This is a genomic window from Arthrobacter sp. ISL-72 (assembly GCF_018613755.1).
GTDB lineage: Bacteria > Actinomycetota > Actinomycetes > Actinomycetales > Micrococcaceae > Arthrobacter.
Genome location: NZ_JAGGPP010000001.1, coordinates 1 through 16527 on the forward strand (window position 1 = coordinate 1; position 16527 = coordinate 16527).

The window sequence follows — 16527 nt, forward strand, 5'->3', positions numbered from 1 at the left end:
TCCCACCGTATGACTTTGCCGCCTCCGAAGTCCCGTCATCTGGACAAAAACTCCAAGGGGCTAGCGCGGGCGGCGTATCTTCCGGGCGCGGCCGCGGATGACGTACTCGGCCACCGCCACGTTGATCACCCACCCCGCCCCCAGGAGCACTGCCCGGGTTGGCACGTCGGTGGGGCCCACGAGCAGCAGCCACGGAATGCCCACCAGGGCCTGGGTCCCCGCGCCCATGGCAATCGCATAGGCGCGCGTCATCCATTCGCCGTGCCGGACGAAGTTCCGCTGCCTGATCGCTGCGAGGCCCAGAACGATGCTCACCAGCATCGCCGTGCCGAAGAACAGGCGGAGCGGCACGTCGGTATAGCCGTCGGGGAGCGGGTAAAAGACGGACATCCACAGCCCGGAGAGGGCGGTGAGCAGGCCGGCGGGGATCAGGATGCGTCCGGCGATGCGGTGCCAGGCACGCCTGCCCCGAAGCGAAGGAATGAACTGGAACGCCCCGAGCAGGGAGTAGACGGTGACGCTGACAATGTGCGTCACCACCGGGACCGGTGATGCGAAGAACCGTGCGTTCTGCGGCGTCACCGCGGCACCGGAGGCCAGTTCAGTCAGGCGCAGGGCCCCGAAAACCACCGGAATAAGGCTCAGCAAAATCAGCCCGGCGGGCACAGGCCACTGCCGCCGGGACCGCCGGACGGGTTTCGCTGCCTGGCTGATGGTGTGCGTTGTCATGGCGGGTCCTCTGCTGCTGAAATTTGGGTGTACGGCGTACACCTCTTGGGTTTGAGGTTAGGTATACGTAGTACACCTGTCAAGAGGTGCCCCGGAAATACGTACCTGGCGGAGGGCTGTGATGAGTCTCACGCGGGCCTGGCTTGAGCCGCCGGTGCCGCTCTGTGCATCATGGAAGGACGGCTGAGAATGCGATTTCCCAGCCCCGATAGCCCTGATTTTCGCGCCCCGGCGCAGAGAACCCAGCGGCTTAGCTTGACCCAACCTGGTGGACGCAACGAGGCCAAACCAGTGGCTCGCCGAGCTGCGCAAGGCCTCCAAGCGTTCATGGACCGAACCGTTTCCGGGCTCCGCGCCGATGCGAAGCCATGACCGAATTAATGAATGAGGCACCGAATAATGACGTTCGAAACCAATCACTCAGTAACGCTTAAAATCTGGGACCGCTCGGCAATCGACCACACGCTGGACGCCCTGGTGCACGACATTTCCACCAAGGCAAACGCCCACCGGAATGACGTCGCCGTCACCCTCAGCGGGCCGAACACCTTCACCGTGAGCCTGAACCGGAAGGCTGCCGAGAGCGTCACCGTTTAGGCAGCTGCCAGCAAACGTCAGAGGACGACGCCGGGACCTCCCGCCGTCGTCCTCTTGCGTTTTCGCCCTAAACAGCCCGGGAGTGCTCGCCAAGGAGCGCGTCGATCTGACCCGCTGCCTCCTTCATGCCCTCTTCCATGCCCATTTCAACCATCTTGTTCATCTGCTCTTCGGACTCAAACGTGGACAGCACCGTCATCCGCGTGCGGCTGCCGATGTCCTCGAGCGTGACGATCGCGTGCGTGGTGCCCATGGCGTCCACCGGCGCGCCGTTGTCATCGGCGAAACCGTCATCGAACTCCAGCTGGTTCGGGGCCTGGACGGAGGTGATGCGCCACCAGCCGCGGGCCTTCGTCCCGTCCGGGCCGGTCATGTAATAGGCGGCCTTTCCGCCGGGCTGGAACTCGAGCTGCTCGAACGTGGCCGGCCAGGTTGGCGGACCCCACCAGCGCTCAAGCTGCCGCGGATCCTCCCAGATCTGCCAGACGCGCTGCACATCCGCATCGAACTCGGCGACAAGGGTGAAGCTCAGGGCTTCGAGATTCTTGGTGGAACTGATAACGGTCATTGCGGAACCCTTTCCTATCCTTCAGCGAGAATGTCCGCGATCCGTTCGGCACGCTGCCGCCAGATCGCCTCGTACTCATCGAGCAGCCGCCGGGCCTTCTGCAGTCCTTCATGATTGCCCCGCACGATCTGCTCCCTTCCACGCTTCTCCTTTGCAACCAGGGAAACGCGCTCCAAAACCGCCACATGCTTCTGGACGGCGGCGAAACTCATGGCGTAGAGGGCGGCCAGGCCGGATACCGAATACTCCCCGACTGTCACCCGGCGAACAATGTCGCGGCGGGTGGCATCGGCGAGCGCCTGGAACAGGCGGTCAAGTTCTGCTTCGGTGAGCTGATCTACAACCATTTGGTTGTACGATACGCGCGCGCGGAAGGGGTGTCAATGGATTCAGGGCGCAGCGGGAAACGGCCCAAAGCCCGACGGCGGGATCAGTCACCGCAGCCGGGAGCGGACGGCGGCGGGAGGTTGCGTCGTCGTCCGCTCCGGTATTTGGGTTTGAGCAGTCCGCGGGAGTGCGGGGTCAGACCCGGCTCCGACGCGTAACGGCGCCGAAGATGGCCAGGACAATCACGGCACCCAGAATGGACAGTAGCCAGGTCCTGAGGTCGAAGAAGTCCCCCAGGCCTCCGCCGAAGATCAGCGAACCGATCCATCCGCCAAGGATGGCGCCGACCACACCCAGAAGCAGGGTGACTAGCCAGCCGCCGCCTTGCCTTCCGGGCAGTATCGCCTTTGCGATAGCCCCGGCGATTAGGCCGAGCAGGAGAAAACCGAGAAATCCCATGACGAGCTTCCTTCCGATGTATGCCGGCACCTGCCGGTGAGTGGAGTCTAGGGAGTCGGTCAGGTCCGGTCACGAGTGGCTGCCACCCGAATATGCCCGCCCTACGCCTGCGTGGCCGGCCCGGACTACGTGGGCAGTGCAGGCTGCAGTGTTACCCCGCGTTTTGGCGAGGCCGGCCCGACCGCCCTATGCTTTTCGCGCGGCGACTGTTCGCTGAATCCCGGATTCGTTGTACGCCATCGGGTGGATCGTTCCTCAAGGCTGAAAGAATGGCTGAATGGAAGTCGCCCTGGGACTGCTTGTTCTCGTGGCGGTGGTCTGCGCCGGCAGTGCAGCGGGCCGGAAGCTCAACGTTTCGGTTCCGCTGCTGCTGGTGCTGGCCGGCGTCGCCGGTTCGTTCCTCCCGTTCGTACCGCACATTGAGCTGAACCCGGAACTGGTCCTCGTGGGCCTGTTGCCGCCACTGCTTTATGCCGCCGCGCTGCGGACCTCGCTGTTCGACATCGGCTCCAACCGCCGCGCCATCGGGCTGCTCTCGGTTGGCTACGTCATCTTCGGCACCGTCACAGTGGGCCTGGTGGTCTGGTGGCTTTTCCCGGAGATCCCGCTGGCCGCCGCCATCGCCCTCGGCGCCGTTGTGGCGCCACCGGATGCAGTGGCCGCGACCGCCATTGCACGGAAGGTGGGGATGCCGCGGCGAATTGTCACGATCCTCGAAGGCGAATCCCTGGTCAACGACGCCACCGCGCTGGTCTGCCTCCGCGCCGCCATCGCTGCCATTGCCGGGTCTGTGTCCGCAGCGGGGATCGCCGGCGGATTCCTACTGGCGGCCGGGGGCGGTTTGTTGGTCGGTCTGGCCGCGGCCTACGTGCTGACCCAGCTCCGCAAACGGATCCGGAACGTCGCCATCAACACCTCGACGTCGCTGATGGCGCCGTTTGTCGCCTACCTGCCGGCGGAGGCGATGCACGCCTCCGGCGTCCTCGCGGTCGTCGTCACCGGGCTTGGTGATGGGGACCAAGGCGCCCTCCATGCCCAACGGCGCAGCACGGCTAAGCCAGCGCAGCAACTGGAACACCGTGCAGTTCCTGCTGGAGAATTCCGTCTTCCTGCTGATCGGGCTACAGGTCCGGACAATCATTGACGGCGTCCAGGATGACTCATTGGGTGCAGCACGCATCTGGGCGGGCTGCGCGGGCATCCTGCTGGCAGTGCTGCTGCTCCGGCCGGTCTGGGTGTTCCCCGCGACCTACCTTCCCAGGCTGATCCTTTCCGTGCAGCGGAATGACCCCGCGCCGCCGTGGCAGTTCCCGGCGATAGTATCCTGGGCGGGCATGCGCGGGGTGGTCACCCTGGCCGCGGTGCTGGTGCTGCCTGCGGATCTTGAACACCGTTCCGTGCTGATCCTGGCTGCCATGGTGGTGGTCGGCGGGACCCTGACGCTGCAGGGATTCACGCTTCCGGCACTGGTCCGGCTCCTACGGGTCCAGGGCCCGGACCCCCGCGAGGACGCGCTGAACCAGGCCTCGCTTATGCAGCTGGCCACCGCTGCCGGGGTGGAGCGGCTGCAGGAACTGCGCACCGACACAGATCCGCCGGAGGTCATGGCCATGCTGAAGCGGCGCACCCAGGAGCGCGGCTTGGCGGCGTGGGAACGGCTCGGCCGGCCGACGTCGGAAACGGCGACGCCCAGCCAGCGCTACGCCCAGCTGCGGCTCGCCATGCTGGAAGCGGAGCGGGCCAAAGTGCTGGAACTGCGGCCCGGCGGCGAGTACGCCCACGAGGTCCTCAGCGAAGTCCTGGACCGGCTGTACGTCGAAGAATCGATGCTCGACGTCGCGCTGGATGAGCTGGACGCTTCCGGCGGGGGCGGCGGGGAAGGCATCGCGAGGCCGGGCGGAGTATGCGGCCATCTGGAGTCGGCGGCAGACGTAGACGTCCCGCGGGACCCCTACTGCGCGGGCTGTGCGCAGGAAGGCACGACGCCGGTACACCTCAGGATGTGCCTGGCCTGCGGAAACGTCGGCTGCTGCGATTCCTCCCCGGGAAACCACGCCTCCAAGCACTTCGCGGCGACGGACCACCCGGTGATGCGGAGCATCGAACCCGGCGAATACTGGCGATGGTGCTACGAGGACGACCTGCTGGGTTGAACAGCGAGGCACATAGCACCCTGCATCGCACGGACGACGGCGGGAAGTTTCCGCCGTCGTCCGCTTGCGCCAGCAGGCGGGTAGGGGTCTAGACGAACTGGTAGAGCAACGCCGCCATCGCAAAGCCCACGATGGAGAGCACGGTTTCGAGCACGGTCCAGGTCTTCAGGGTGTCCTTGACGGACATGTTGAAGTACTTGGAGATGATCCAGAAGCCGCCGTCGTTGACGTGGCTGGCAATGATGGAACCGGACGAAATGGCCACCACGATCAGGGCAAGCTGAGGCTGCGAGAAGCCGGAGGCCAGGCTGGGCGCCAGGATGCCTCCGGTGGTCACGATCGCCACGGTTGCGGAACCTTGGGCGATGCGCATGCCGGCGCTGATCACGAAGGCCGAAAGGATGATCGGCAGACCGGCCTGGGCCAGCGAATCCGCAACGGCCTTGCCAACTCCGGTGGCGGACAGGACCGCACCGAAGAAGGCGCCCGCGCCGACCACCAGCAGGATCATGCCCACCGGGCGCAGCGAGGAACCGGTGATTTCACTGAGCTCGGCGGAGCTCATGCCGCGGCGGATGCCCAGGAGCCACATGGCCAGCAGCACGGCCACGGTCAGTGCGATCGCCGGGTTGCCGAAGAACGTCAGTACGTCACGCAGCGGACCTGCGGGAGCAAAGATATTGCCAAAGGTACCGCCCAGGATGAGGAGCATCGGAAGGCCGATGGCCAGCAGCACCAGGCCGATGGATGGTTCGTGGCCCTTGGCTTCCTCGGCCTCGGGGACGATCCGGTCCTCGGGAACGGTGACCATGACGCGCTTGCCAATCCAAGTGCCCCACAAGATACCGGAGGCGAACCAAGCCGGGATACCGCAGACCAGGCCCATGAGGATAATCCAGCCGAGGTCCACGTGGAACAGGCCGGCCGCGGCGACGGGTCCGGGGTGCGGCGGCAGGAAGGCGTGGGTCACGGAGAGGCCCGCCAGCAGCGGCAGGGCGTACAGGGCAAGGGATTTGCCGCCGCGGATGGCCGCCACGTAAACCAGCGGCGCCAGGACGAAGATGCCGATGTCGAAGAAGACCGGGATGCCCAGCACGAAGCCGGTGATGCCCATGGCGAGCGGGGTGCCCTTCTCGCCGAAGACCTTCACGAGCCGGCCCAGCAGCACTTCGGCGCCGCCAGACCGTTCGAGGATGGCGCCCAGCACCGTGCCGAGGCCGATGATCACCGTGATGTGGCCGAGGATGCCGGCGAAGCCTTTTTCAATGAGGGCGTCGCTGCTCTTGGTGGCCGAGCCGACCAACGCCTCCACCGAGATCCCGCCCACCAGGGCCACCAGCACACCGGTTGCCACCAGGGCGATGAACGGTTCGAGTTTGACCTTGATGATCAAGAACAGCAGGAGCGCGATACCGCTGCCCGCCAGGACGAGCAGGCCGGCGGTGTCGTGCCGCAGCCAGTTAAGGAATTCGTTCATGGGGTTTCTTTCTCGGTTGTCCTACTTGAGGGTGCTGGTGAAGGCTGCGGCGCGTGCCGCGATGTCTGCCCAGTTGCCTGCAGCGACTGCTGCGGGCGGGACCACACTGGTGCCGCAGCAGACTGCGGCAGCACCGGCGTCGAGGTAGCTCTTGGCGTTGGAGGCATCGATGCCGCCGGAGGGAAGCAACCGGATTCCCGGGTAAGGGCCCTGCAGATCCTTCAGGTATGCCGGGCCGAGCTGCCGGGCCGGGAAAATCTTGACGGCGGCGGAACCCAAATCGAGTGCCTGCGCCACCTCCGTGGGGGTCATGGCGCCCAGGCTGAACGGGATGCCCGCGTCGGCGGCAACCTTGGCCACCTCGGGCCGGAGTCCGGGCGTCACCAGGAACTGCGCGCCGGCGTCGATGGCTGCCCGGGCCTGGTCTGCGGTCATCACCGTGCCGATCCCCACGGCGGCACCGTGGTCCGCGGCCGTGTCCGCTGCGCGCCGGACGTGCCTGAGCACATCCGGCGTTGTGTATGTCAGCTCGACGCTGCGGATCCCGCCGTCGGACAGAGCCCGGCAAAGATCAGCAGCGTCGGTTATGGACGGGGCGCGGACAACCGCGAGCGCGCGGTCAGCTTCAAGCTGCCGGACGAATTCTTCAGGAGTCATGGGTGGTGCTGCTTCCTTCTCGGGTGAGTCCGTCGCTGCTGCGGCGCAGTGCGCGGCCGGCGCGGGCGCCGGTGGGCTGGCCGCCGTCGATGGCTGCCGTGCCGTTGACGAAGACGTAATGGATGCCGGTGGCTGCCCGGCGCGGGTGCTCAAAGGTGGCTTCGTCCCGGACGGTTTCCGGATCGAAGAGGACGACGTCGGCCGCGTAGCCTTCGCGGACCAGTCCTCTTCGGTGGAGCTTGAGCCTGGCGGCGGGTCGTCCGGTGAGGTGATGGACGGTTTCCTCGAGCGTCAGCAGCCCAAGGTCGCGGGAATAGTGGCCGAGATAGCGGGGGAACGTGCCCCAGGCACGGGGATGCGGCTTTGCTCCCACCAGCAGTCCGTCGCTGCCGCCGGTGTGGGTGCGGTGCTTCATGATGGCCTGGACGTTTTCCTCATGCCCAACGTGCTGCAGGATGCCGGTGCCGAGGCGGTCATCTCGGAGGATCTGCGCAAAGACCTCGAACGGCTCGGCACCCGTTTCCGCGGCGATTTCCGCGATCGTCTTCCCCACGTGACCGTCCAGCGCCGGGTTCTGGACGCCGCTGATCTCCAGGGTGTCCCATTCGGCGACTACTCCGTGGCAGCCGTCCGAGCCATAGACCTCCACGCTTTCGCGGATCTTTGCCAGCCATCCGGGATCCGACAGGCGCCTCAGCGTGGCCTCGGTGCCGCCGGACGATGCCCAGCTGGGGAGGATGGCCGAGAGCGTGGTTGCTCCGGGCAGGTAGGGGTAGGTGTCCAGGGTGATGTCCACCCCGTCGTCGAGGGCTGAATCGATCAGCTCGAGCAGTTCGCCGGCGCGGCCCTTGTTCTCCGCGAAATTCATGGTGGCATGGGACAGGTGGAGGGCGCAGCCGGTGTCCCGGCTCAGTCCGATCATCTCGGCGTAGGCGCCCAGCGCGCCCTTGCCGTAGGAGCGGTGGTGCGGAGCGTAGAAACCGCCCAGCTCCCCCACTGTCCGGCAGAGTCCGGCCAGTTCCTCGGTGCGCGCGTACATTCCAGGTGTGTAGGTCAGCCCCGACGACATGCCTACGGCGCCATCCTCCATGGCGGTGCGGACCGCATCCTGCATCCGCCGCTGCTGCTCGGGTGTGGGATCCCCTTCGGCAAAGCCCATCACCATGGCGCGGACCGTTCCCTGCGGCACCAGGTAGGCGGCGTTGGTGGCAATCCGGCCGCCGTCGCTGTCCTGCCGGTCCAGCCGGTCAAGGTATTCGCCCACCGAACGCCAGGCCCAGTCGAAGTCCGGGGGGTTGTCGTTCCAGCCGGCGATCTTCTCCCGCACCCCCGCCAGCGTGGCGTCATCCACCGGCGCATAGGACAGTCCGTCCTGACCCAGCAGTTCGGTGGTGACGCCCTGGCTGAGCTTGGCGTAGTGGTCCTTGTTGACCAACAGCTGAAGGTCCGAATGGGCGTGCATGTCGATGAAGCCGGGGCTCAGGACCAGGCCCGTGGCGTCGATGGCACGATCGGCGCCCGTTTCCGCCGCGGTGAGGGTTCCGGCGTCGGCGACGGCGGCAATCACCGGGCCGTCCAGCAGGACGTCCGCAGGGCGGCGGTCCGTGCCGGTTCCGTCCATGAGGACGGCGTTGCTGATGAGGGTTTTCATGCGTGTGTCCTAGAAGAAGGTGTGGATGAGGTCGACGACCGTCTGGTCGCCGTCTGTGTCCGCCAGCACCGGGACGATGGTCCATTTGTCGAAGGCGGTGCAGGGGTGGGACAGGCCCAGCCGGATCACGTCGCCGGGCCGCACGGTGGTGGTGCCGGCGTCGAATTTCAGGTAGCAGTGCTGGTCGTTGACGGCGGTGATGGTGGCACCGGCGAGCGGTTCCATGGGGCCGCCGAGGGCGGGTCCGATGAGCTGCGGCCGCGGCAGTCCTTCGTCGACGGGAAGGTCGCGTTTGCCCGCGTCGAGGATGGCAAGGCCCGGCTCGGGCTGGGACACCACGCGCGCCCAGCCGTGCATTCCGGCTTTGAAGGGGTCACCGCCGTCGCGGGAAAACGGCGAAATCCCGCGGTAGAAACCGTCGTCGTGGATGATGTACGCGCCGCTGCGGATCATCAGTTCCACGCGGGGGACGTCCTGTGAGGCGCCTTCGGAACCGCTGCTGATGCACGGCGAAAGTACGGAGACGACTTCATCGAAGTAGGCACTGCCGCCGGCGGTCAGGATGACCGAATCGGCGCCGTAGAGACCGCTGGCGAGCAGTTCCTCGTGAAGCAGCCGCATCTGCGCGAGGTAGCCACGGACGGCGGCCAGGCCGGCGTCGTCCGAGGTATGGGCCAGCGACCCCTCGTAACCACTGACGCCCACCAGCCGCAGGTGTGGTGAGGCGGCAACTGCGCGGGCCACCTCCACCGCTGCGTCCACACTTCGGGCGCCGGTGCGGCCACCTTTGGCGCCAAGCTCGACGAGGACATCGAGGACTGAGTCGCCGTCAGCCAGGGTGCTGTTGATGACCTCGACAGTGCCAGGGGAATCCACCCAGGACAGGATGGGTGCCCCGGCCGTGGTGTTGGCGGCCACCCACTCAATGGCGTGCGGATCGGTGAGGCTGTTGGCGAGCTGCAGGCGCCGGACGCCAAACTCACGGGCGACGCGAAGCTGCGCGAAGTTGGCCAGCGTGATACCCCAGGCGCCGCGGCTGAGCTGTTCGCTCCACAGCTGCGGCGCCATGGTGGTCTTGCCATGCGGAGCCAGCAGGACGCCGTGGTCCTTGCACCAGGTCGCTAGCCGGTCCGCGTTGCCCTGTAGCGCACCTGCGTCGAGGGTGAGCAGCGGGGTCTGGAGATCCGCCAGTGAGTGCCCGGCTGCGACGAACTCGGCATGGGTGGTGCCGGTGGCGGTGGCCGGCACAGCCTTGTGCCGCCAGTCGAGCCGGCTGTCTGCCAGGGCGGCGACGGCACTTGCCGATATCGCTTCGGAGGTGTTCACGGGTTCATTCCCTTCGCGGTGCTGCGTTCTTGAAGCTGCGTAGTGGGGTTGTCTTTATGGAGATCTTCGCTCGCGTTGCGTATTTTGCAACGCGGGTTGCAAACCTGCTGGTGATATGTCTAACATGGTGCAGGATTGTGAGTCAAGGCCGCGGCATGCCCGCAGGGCCGAATGATCCACCGCGGAAACCCCTCAGGCCGCGGTGTTCGAGTGCCGCTGAAAAGCGCTAGAAGGAGTGCGGGAGTTAGATGCTTTCAGCTGTATGTGTTGGCGAGACGATGGCCATGCTCACCCCGGTACAAGCCGTGCCGCTGCACCAGGCCACGGAGCTCCACTGCGGGATCGGTGGTGCCGAGTCGAACGTGGCCATGGGGCTCGCGGCCATGGGCGTTGACTCGCACTGGGTGGGCCGGGTCGGCCGGGACGGCTTCGGCACGCGGATCCTCAACGAACTCAGTGAGCACGGCGTGGGGGTGACCGGCGTCGAGGTTGATCCTGCGCTGCCCACCGGCCTCTACGTGAAGGTTCCGGCCCTGGAGTCTGACCACGACGGGAGCAGCTCGGTGCTGTACTACCGGCAAGGAAGCGCGGCCTCGGCCATGGGACGCAGCACATTGGCCAATCCCATCGTCGCCGGCCTGCTGGAAGACGCTTCACTCATTCACCTGAGCGGCATCACCGCGGCCCTGTCCGCTGAATGCCTGGAACTGATGGAGACACTCCTAAGCGCCCCGCGGAACGGCCGGACCATCAGCTTCGACATCAACTGGCGGGCAGCGCTGTGGGCCGGGCAGGACAGTTCGGTGCTCAGGCGCCTGGCCAATCTGGCCGACGTCGTGCTCGTCGGGAGGGACGAGGCCGAGCATGCTTTCGGCACCACGGACGAGGCCGAACTCCGCCGGCTGCTCCCGGACCCCGGCGTGCTGGTCATCAAGAACGAGGCCATCAGCGCGATCGCACTGAACCACGACGGCAGCCGTGAAGACGTGCCAGCGCTGTCTGTCGACGTCGTTGAGCCAGTGGGCGCCGGGGATTCCTTTGCGGCAGGCTACCTCAGCGGCGTGCTTTTCGGGCTGGACCAGAAGGCAAGCCTCCGCAGGGGCCACGTGGCCGCAGCCTGCACGCTCACCGTCCACGGAGACCGCGGCCCCCTCCCGGAAGCCGCACAGCTGGGCGCGATCCTCGATTCCACCGACGCCGGCTGGGCTGCCATCCACGTTTCTGACGGACACTTCAACACCAGAACAGGAGCGTGACACCGTGAGCCAGAGCCTGATCCGGGCCATCGACCTGCTCGCAGAACTCGCTGCCAAACCCGCAACGTTGGACGAACTCTCCTCCAAGGCGTCCGTGCACAAGACCACTGTGATGCGCCTGCTGCACGCCCTGGAGGAGAAGCGGTTCGTGGTCCGGGACGACGAACAGCGGTTCATGCTTGGCTCAAAGCTATTCGAACTGTCCTCCCTCGCCCTGGAGCAGCGGGATATCCGCAAGGTGGCCCACCCGCACCTGGCCGAACTGAATGGCCGCACCGGGCATACCGTGCACCTCGCGGTCTTCGAAGGCAATGAAGTGGTGTACATCGACAAGTTCGAGTCCCACCACCCTGTCCGCATGTATTCGCGCATCGGCCTTACCGCATCGCTGCACTCGGCCGCCGTGTCGAAAGTCCTCCTCGCCGACATGCCGCGCAGCCGGCAGGAAAAGATCGCGGCGGGGCTGGACTATGTAAAAGTTACCGACAACACCCTGACCTCGCCGGAGGCCCTGCTGGCCGAATTGGAGCAGGTCAGGATCCAGGGCTGGGCCCACGACAACGCCGAGCACGAAGCCTTCGTGCACTGCATCGCGGCCCCCATCCGCGATGCCAGCGGCGCCGTTGTTGCCGCAGCCTCTTGTTCGGTACCGGTGGTGATGCTCAGCTATGAAGGATTGCTGGAGCTGCTGCCCGACCTCAAAGCCAGCACCGAGGCCATCTCGAGGGACCTCGGCTGGATCAGCCACGAAAGGAACTCAGCATGAGTGAAAAGACCGTAGTACTGACCGAAAACGCCCCTGCCCCGGCCCACGTCTTCTCCCAGGGCATCCAGAAAGGCGGCTTCTTCCAGGTCTCCGGCCAGGGCCCCATGGATCCGACCACCAACCAGTACATTGGCGAAGGCGACGTCCGCGTCCAGACGCGCCGCACCCTGGAAAACGTCAAGGCCATCCTCGAAGCCGGCGGTTCATCCGTGGAAGATGTGCTGATGTTCCGCGTGTACCTCACCACGCGCGACGACTTCGCCGCCATGAACGAGGTCTACGGCGAATTCATCCGCGAGAACGTCCCCAGCGGCCAGCTGCCCAGCCGCACCACGGTGTTCGTTGACCTGCCGCACGAAGTGATGCTGGTTGAGATCGACGCACTGGCGGTCACGGCGTAAGGCTCTTCGCCCCCAGGACACACAAACGGGGTGACGACACGTGGATTCACGCGTCGTCACCCCGTTTCTGCGTCCCCGAGGAATTTGCGCGTCGAACCCCCGATTTCCACAGGGTAACGCCCGACGGCGGCACTCACCCGTGTGCCGCCGTCCCCAGCCTGTCGGGTTCCCCGGCGCTCACACCGTCGGCCTTTTCCACCGGCAGCCCGTTCCGGGTCCAGTACTCGATGCCGCCGATCATCTCCTTCACTGGATATCCCAGCTCGGCGAATGCGAGGGCCGCGAACGTGCTGCCGTTGCAGCCCGGACCCCAGGAGTAGACCACCACGTCAGTGCCGGCCGGGATGAGCGCCGGCGCGCGGGACGGGATATCCGCCGTCGGCATATGCACGGCACCAGGAATATGCCCGTGCTCCCAGGACGCGCGCCTCCGGGTGTCAACGAGCACGAATCCTCCGGCCGGTAGATTCTCTGCGACGTCCATAACGTCGATCTCGAACCTCAGCTTGGCGCGGAAGTATGCCGCCGCGTCTTTATCTCCGGCCGCGCCGGCAGTGCCTTCAGTAGTCATTCGTGTCCTATCCAGCGGCCGTTCCAGCGGCGGTGCGCTGTTCGGCGTCGTAATCACGTTTCCAGCCCTCGACTCCCGGCCGCTGCTGCCAGGGGTTGGGTCCGGACGGGGCCCGGTATTCCACACCCATGGCTTCCAGCCGCTTCAGGTGCGCTCCGGTGAGCCGGGCCAGGAACCCATCGTAGTCCCGGTCTTCAGGCCGGGACCAGAACACCTCGGCCACTGCGCTCAGGCGCGGATACGCGGCGTAATTGACACGCCGCGGCGAGTCCAGGTGCTCAGTCCAGATGTTGGCCTGGGCGCCGAGGAGCCGGCCGGGGAACGCCGGATCCACGTCCTGCGGGAGCGGCTCGAAGTCGTAGACGGCCTGCAGGGTGGTCACGAATCCAACGGGCACAGGCTCGTCGTCGCCGTCGGCCTGCCGGTGGTCCAGGTAGAGCTTGTGTTCGGGGCACATGACCACGTCATAGCCGTTCTTCAGGGCTTCGATCCCGCCCTCGTAGTCGCGCCAGGACGCCACGAGCGCACGGTCAGGCAGTCCGCCGTCGCCGATTTCATCCCACACATGCGTGGCGCGTCCATGCGCTTCAAGATGCAGGGCCAATTGCCGGACGAACCAGCTGTGCAGCCCGGCCACGTCCGCCAGCCCGAGCGCGGCGGCTTGGGCACGTGCCCGGTCACTGTTCTGCCACTGGGTGAGCGGGACTTCGTCGCCGCCCAGGCTGATCCACGGGGAAGGGAAGATCTCCACCACTTCGTCCAGCACGTTGCGGTAGAACTCCAGCGAGGTGTCCGAGATTTCTAGGACGGTTTCGCTGATGCCCCAGCGGGTCCAGACCTCCACGGGCCCCGTGCCGTTCAAAGCGCCGGTGCCCAGCTCCGGGTAGGCGGCGATGGCGGCCTGGCTGTGGCCCGGCACGTCGACTTCCGGGATGACCGTGATGTGCCGTTCGGCCGCGAAAGCCACCACCTCGCGGAGGTCGTCCTGCGTGTAGAAGCCGCCGTGCGGCAGCGAGTCGAACACGCCCGCCCGCCAGGATCCGCGGGAGGATTCACGCCGCCACGCTCCGGTCCCGGTGAGCTTCGGGTAGCGGTTGATCTGGATCCGCCAGCCCTGGTCGTCCGTGAGGTGCAGGTGCAGGACATTGAGCTTGTGCATGGCCATCACTTCGATGAACCGCAGCAGGTTGTCCTTGGGCATGAAGTGCCGTGCCACGTCCAGCATGGCGCCCCGGTAACCGAAGCGGGGCCGGTCCTCTATGTGCGTACGGGGTACCGGCCACGGGTCCGCGGACCCACCCCCCGGAGCGGCGGGCGCCTGGCGCAGTGCCGCCGGACCCATCAGCTGTAGCAGAGTCTGGGCGGCGTAGAACGCCCCAGCAGGCCCGCCTGCATGAATGACGACGGCGGTGTCAACGTCCAGGCGGTACGCCTCGGCGTCGAGCTCCGGGTCCAGCCGGAGGCGGATGGTGGCCGAGCCAGCAGGGGCGGGCATGAGGTCCCAGCCGGTGGCAGCGCCCAGGGCACGCGACAGCCAGCGGCGCGCAGTGTTCAGTTCCGGGTCGGCCCCGAGACTGGTGGTGCCGTCCAGCTCCAGCACGCCTGAGCCGTCCCGCACCGCCCTCGGGGCCGGAATAAGCTGATGCCCAACAGTGCCGGTCATCCTTTCACCGCCCCGGCCAGTCCGGACACGAGCTTGCGCTGCACGGCGATGAAGAAGATCAGCACCGGGATGGTCATGATCACGGATCCGGCCATGATGGCTCCCCAGTCGTTCTGGTCGGGCTTGAAGAAGGTGAGCAGCGCCATCGGCAGGGTCTGGTTTTCCTGGGCCGAGATGATGAACGTCTTGGCGAACAGGAAGTCGTTCCAGGTGGAGATGAAGGAGAACACCGAGCAGGCCACCACACCGGGTGCCACCAGCGGGAACAGGATGGAGCGGACGAAGCGGAAGCTGCTGGCACCGTCCAGGCGGGCCGCCTCCTCGATTTCCACCGGCACGGCGGCCACGAAGCCGCGGAGCATCCAGATGGCGAACGGGATGCTGAAGCCCACGTGCACCAGCACCAGCGAGCCCAGCTGGTTCAGTCCCACCAGCGGGATGGCCTCACCGGCGTTGCGGAGCAGGAAGAACAGCGGAATGGTAAGGGCTTCCACGGGCACCATCTGAGACACGAGGATGATGATGAGCAGCTTGGTGCGCATCTTGAAGTTGTAGCGGGTCAGCGCCACCGCGGCCAGGAAGGCCAGGACGGTGGAGATGACGACGACGGCCAGGGCCACGATCACGCTGTTCATGAAGTACTGGCCGAAGTTGTTGACCGCCAGGACGCGCCCGAACGATTCCAGCGACGGTTCCAGGGTGAACGGCGCCGCGTCCCCGGCGTCGAGCGCGGTTTTCGGTTTCAGCGCCGAAAGCACCATCCAGAACAGCGGAAAGGCAACGCCCAGCGCAATGGCGAGGGCAGCGGCGTCGGCGCCGAACCGCCGTCGTCCGTTCTTGCGGAATTTCTGCGGCGTTCCCGCCGCGGACGGCAGGCTGTTGCGGGGTGAAACGTCGACGGCGGTCACAGTGCTTCTCCCGTTCTCTTGAGGATACGGAGGTAAACGAGGGTGATGACCATAAGCAGGGCGGTCATGATGACGCCCAGGGCGGACCCGAGCCCGTAGAGGCTGGCCGCGAAGGCCTGCTGGTAGCCGTAGACGTTCAGCACGAGGTTCTGCCCGGCGATGCCGCCGCCGTTGGTCATGATGTAGATCTGCGAGAAGATCTTGAAGTTCCAGATGATCGACTGGATGGTCACCACAATCACGATGGGCCGCAGCATGGGAAGCATGATGCTCCCCGCGATCCGCGGCATGGTGGCGCCGTCGATCCGTGCGGCTTCGATGACCTCGGTGGGGATCGCCTGGATGCCGGCGTAGACCGTGACCAGCACGAACGGGAACGAGCACCAGACCACTTCGCTGGCGACCAGGCCGAAGCCTGACCATTTGTCGTAGGTCCAGGAATGCCCGGCGAACTCGGACAGGCCGACGGACACGAGCGTCTTGTTCACCAGGCCCAGCGTGGGGTCGAAGAGGAACAGCCAGACGGCGCTGCCGGTGACGGCGGGGGTGGCCCATGCGCCCAGCGACACAACGAAGAGGGTGGAGCGGACCCACGGCCGGAGCCTGGTGGCCAGCACCGCAAGCGAGCTCCCCACCAGGAGGGTGAGGACCACGCAGGCCGCGGCGAACAGCACCGTGTTGCCCAGGACCGTCCAGAACTGCGGGTCGGCGAAAAGCTTCTGATAGTTCTCCAGGCCAGTGAAGCGCAGCGGCGCCTTTCCGCTGACCTGGGCCTGGCGGTAGTCGTAGAGGGAGACGTTTACCAGCTGGAAAATGGGGTAGCCCAGCAGGGCGATCAGGACTATGAAGGCCGGGGCCAGGTACAGCCACGGTTCCAGCCCGCGTTTGACCTTCGAGCGGCGCCGCGCTTTGTTTCCCGCCGTCTGGGTGCCGCCGGGCCGTGGGCTAATTGAGGGGGTGCCTTTGCCGCGCGGCGATTCGGCCTGCAGCGGCGCCAGGGCCGTCATGCCACGCCGCC

Annotated in this window: 16 protein-coding genes and 1 pseudogene; 5 read left to right on the top strand and 12 right to left on the bottom strand. The window is 66.2% G+C overall.

What is annotated here, in order from left to right:
- Positions 1–60: 60 nt before the first annotated feature.
- Positions 61–729 (bottom strand): DUF2306 domain-containing protein, encoded by a 669-nt coding sequence (locus J7I92_RS00005; protein WP_214835613.1) that lies wholly within the window; start codon positions 727–729, stop codon positions 61–63.
- 399 nt (positions 730–1128) lie between these two features.
- Here J7I92_RS00005 and J7I92_RS00010 point away from each other — a divergent pair, with 399 nt between their 5' ends.
- Positions 1129–1326 carry a hypothetical protein gene (locus J7I92_RS00010; protein WP_214835617.1) on the top strand — a complete coding sequence of 66 codons (198 nt, stop codon included), beginning with the start codon at positions 1129–1131 and terminating at the stop codon, positions 1324–1326.
- 67 nt (positions 1327–1393) lie between these two features.
- On the opposite strand, the gene J7I92_RS00015 is transcribed toward J7I92_RS00010, so the two are convergent.
- The 3 genes from J7I92_RS00015 to J7I92_RS00025 all read right to left on the bottom strand — a co-directional run bounded on the left by J7I92_RS00015 (position 1394) and on the right by J7I92_RS00025 (position 2680).
- A complete protein-coding gene (locus tag J7I92_RS00015) occupies positions 1394–1894 on the bottom strand; it encodes an SRPBCC domain-containing protein (RefSeq protein WP_214835620.1) in 501 nt (166 codons plus the stop codon).
- Between the two features lie 14 nt (positions 1895–1908).
- On the bottom strand, positions 1909–2241 hold the full coding sequence (locus J7I92_RS00020) for a metalloregulator ArsR/SmtB family transcription factor (RefSeq protein WP_214835623.1): 333 nt from the start codon (positions 2239–2241) through the stop codon (positions 1909–1911).
- A 175-nt stretch (positions 2242–2416) separates the two neighbouring features.
- Positions 2417–2680: a GlsB/YeaQ/YmgE family stress response membrane protein gene (locus J7I92_RS00025; RefSeq protein WP_214835626.1), complete on the bottom strand. Its 264-nt coding sequence runs from the start codon at positions 2678–2680 to the stop codon at positions 2417–2419.
- A gap of 277 nt (positions 2681–2957) precedes the next feature.
- Here J7I92_RS00025 and J7I92_RS00030 point away from each other — a divergent pair.
- Positions 2958–4833 (top strand): annotated as a pseudogene (locus J7I92_RS00030) (Na+/H+ antiporter).
- Between the two features lie 88 nt (positions 4834–4921).
- On the opposite strand, the gene J7I92_RS00035 reads toward J7I92_RS00030, so the two are convergent.
- Genes J7I92_RS00035 through J7I92_RS00050 form a run of 4 tightly spaced genes read right to left on the bottom strand, consistent with a single transcriptional unit; the run spans position 4922 to position 9944 of the window.
- Positions 4922–6310, bottom strand: coding sequence for a GntP family permease (locus J7I92_RS00035; protein WP_214835629.1), 1389 nt, complete (start codon positions 6308–6310; stop codon positions 4922–4924).
- Between the two features lie 21 nt (positions 6311–6331).
- Positions 6332–6967 (bottom strand): bifunctional 4-hydroxy-2-oxoglutarate aldolase/2-dehydro-3-deoxy-phosphogluconate aldolase, encoded by a 636-nt coding sequence (locus J7I92_RS00040; RefSeq protein WP_214835632.1) that lies wholly within the window; start codon positions 6965–6967, stop codon positions 6332–6334.
- The gene (locus tag J7I92_RS00045) at positions 6957–8618 is read right to left on the bottom strand and encodes an amidohydrolase family protein (RefSeq protein ID WP_214835635.1); all 1662 of its coding nucleotides are present in this window, start codon (positions 8616–8618) and stop codon (positions 6957–6959) included. The genes J7I92_RS00040 and J7I92_RS00045 overlap by 11 nt, the downstream gene beginning before the upstream one ends.
- 9 nt (positions 8619–8627) lie before the next feature.
- Entirely contained in the window at positions 8628–9944 is a 1317-nt protein-coding gene (locus J7I92_RS00050; protein ID WP_214835638.1) for an alanine racemase, read from the bottom strand.
- 248 nt (positions 9945–10192) lie between these two features.
- Between J7I92_RS00050 and J7I92_RS00055 the strand changes: the two genes are divergently transcribed.
- The 3 genes from J7I92_RS00055 to J7I92_RS00065 are packed head-to-tail and all read left to right on the top strand — an operon-like array spanning position 10193 to position 12367.
- Positions 10193–11200, top strand: coding sequence for a sugar kinase (locus J7I92_RS00055; RefSeq protein ID WP_214835640.1), 1008 nt, complete (start codon positions 10193–10195; stop codon positions 11198–11200).
- A gap of 4 nt (positions 11201–11204) precedes the next feature.
- A complete protein-coding gene (locus J7I92_RS00060; protein WP_214835642.1) occupies positions 11205–11966 on the top strand; it encodes an IclR family transcriptional regulator in 762 nt (253 codons plus the stop codon).
- Entirely contained in the window at positions 11963–12367 is a 405-nt protein-coding gene (locus J7I92_RS00065; protein ID WP_214835644.1) for a RidA family protein, read from the top strand. Before J7I92_RS00060 ends, J7I92_RS00065 begins: the two co-directional genes overlap by 4 nt.
- Before the next feature lie 133 nt (positions 12368–12500).
- On the opposite strand, the gene J7I92_RS00070 is transcribed toward J7I92_RS00065, so the two are convergent.
- The 4 genes from J7I92_RS00070 to J7I92_RS00085 are packed head-to-tail and all read right to left on the bottom strand — an operon-like array spanning position 12501 to position 16516.
- A complete protein-coding gene (locus tag J7I92_RS00070; protein ID WP_214835646.1) occupies positions 12501–12938 on the bottom strand; it encodes a rhodanese-like domain-containing protein in 438 nt (145 codons plus the stop codon).
- A gap of 7 nt (positions 12939–12945) precedes the next feature.
- On the bottom strand, positions 12946–14601 hold the full coding sequence (locus tag J7I92_RS00075) for a beta-N-acetylhexosaminidase (protein WP_214835648.1): 1656 nt from the start codon (positions 14599–14601) through the stop codon (positions 12946–12948).
- A complete protein-coding gene (locus J7I92_RS00080; protein ID WP_214835652.1) occupies positions 14598–15509 on the bottom strand; it encodes a carbohydrate ABC transporter permease in 912 nt (303 codons plus the stop codon). The genes J7I92_RS00075 and J7I92_RS00080 overlap by 4 nt, the downstream gene beginning before the upstream one ends.
- Positions 15506–16516 (bottom strand): carbohydrate ABC transporter permease, encoded by a 1011-nt coding sequence (locus J7I92_RS00085; protein ID WP_214835655.1) that lies wholly within the window; start codon positions 16514–16516, stop codon positions 15506–15508. The genes J7I92_RS00080 and J7I92_RS00085 overlap by 4 nt, the downstream gene beginning before the upstream one ends.
- Positions 16517–16527: the final 11 nt, after the last annotated feature.

Coding starts and splice junctions, on each gene's coding strand:
- J7I92_RS00005 (WP_214835613.1), bottom strand. CDS start 729: ATGACAACGCACACCATCAGCCAGGCAGCGAAACCCGTCCGGCGGTCC.
- J7I92_RS00010 (WP_214835617.1), top strand. CDS start 1,129: ATGACGTTCGAAACCAATCACTCAGTAACGCTTAAAATCTGGGACCGC.
- J7I92_RS00015 (WP_214835620.1), bottom strand. CDS start 1,894: ATGACCGTTATCAGTTCCACCAAGAATCTCGAAGCCCTGAGCTTCACC.
- J7I92_RS00020 (WP_214835623.1), bottom strand. CDS start 2,241: ATGGTTGTAGATCAGCTCACCGAAGCAGAACTTGACCGCCTGTTCCAG.
- J7I92_RS00025 (WP_214835626.1), bottom strand. CDS start 2,680: ATGGGATTTCTCGGTTTTCTCCTGCTCGGCCTAATCGCCGGGGCTATC.
- J7I92_RS00035 (WP_214835629.1), bottom strand. CDS start 6,310: ATGAACGAATTCCTTAACTGGCTGCGGCACGACACCGCCGGCCTGCTC.
- J7I92_RS00040 (WP_214835632.1), bottom strand. CDS start 6,967: ATGACTCCTGAAGAATTCGTCCGGCAGCTTGAAGCTGACCGCGCGCTC.
- J7I92_RS00045 (WP_214835635.1), bottom strand. CDS start 8,618: ATGAAAACCCTCATCAGCAACGCCGTCCTCATGGACGGAACCGGCACG.
- J7I92_RS00055 (WP_214835640.1), top strand. CDS start 10,193: ATGCTTTCAGCTGTATGTGTTGGCGAGACGATGGCCATGCTCACCCCG.
- J7I92_RS00065 (WP_214835644.1), top strand. CDS start 11,963: ATGAGTGAAAAGACCGTAGTACTGACCGAAAACGCCCCTGCCCCGGCC.
- J7I92_RS00070 (WP_214835646.1), bottom strand. CDS start 12,938: ATGACTACTGAAGGCACTGCCGGCGCGGCCGGAGATAAAGACGCGGCG.
- J7I92_RS00075 (WP_214835648.1), bottom strand. CDS start 14,601: ATGACCGGCACTGTTGGGCATCAGCTTATTCCGGCCCCGAGGGCGGTG.
- J7I92_RS00085 (WP_214835655.1), bottom strand. CDS start 16,516: ATGACGGCCCTGGCGCCGCTGCAGGCCGAATCGCCGCGCGGCAAAGGC.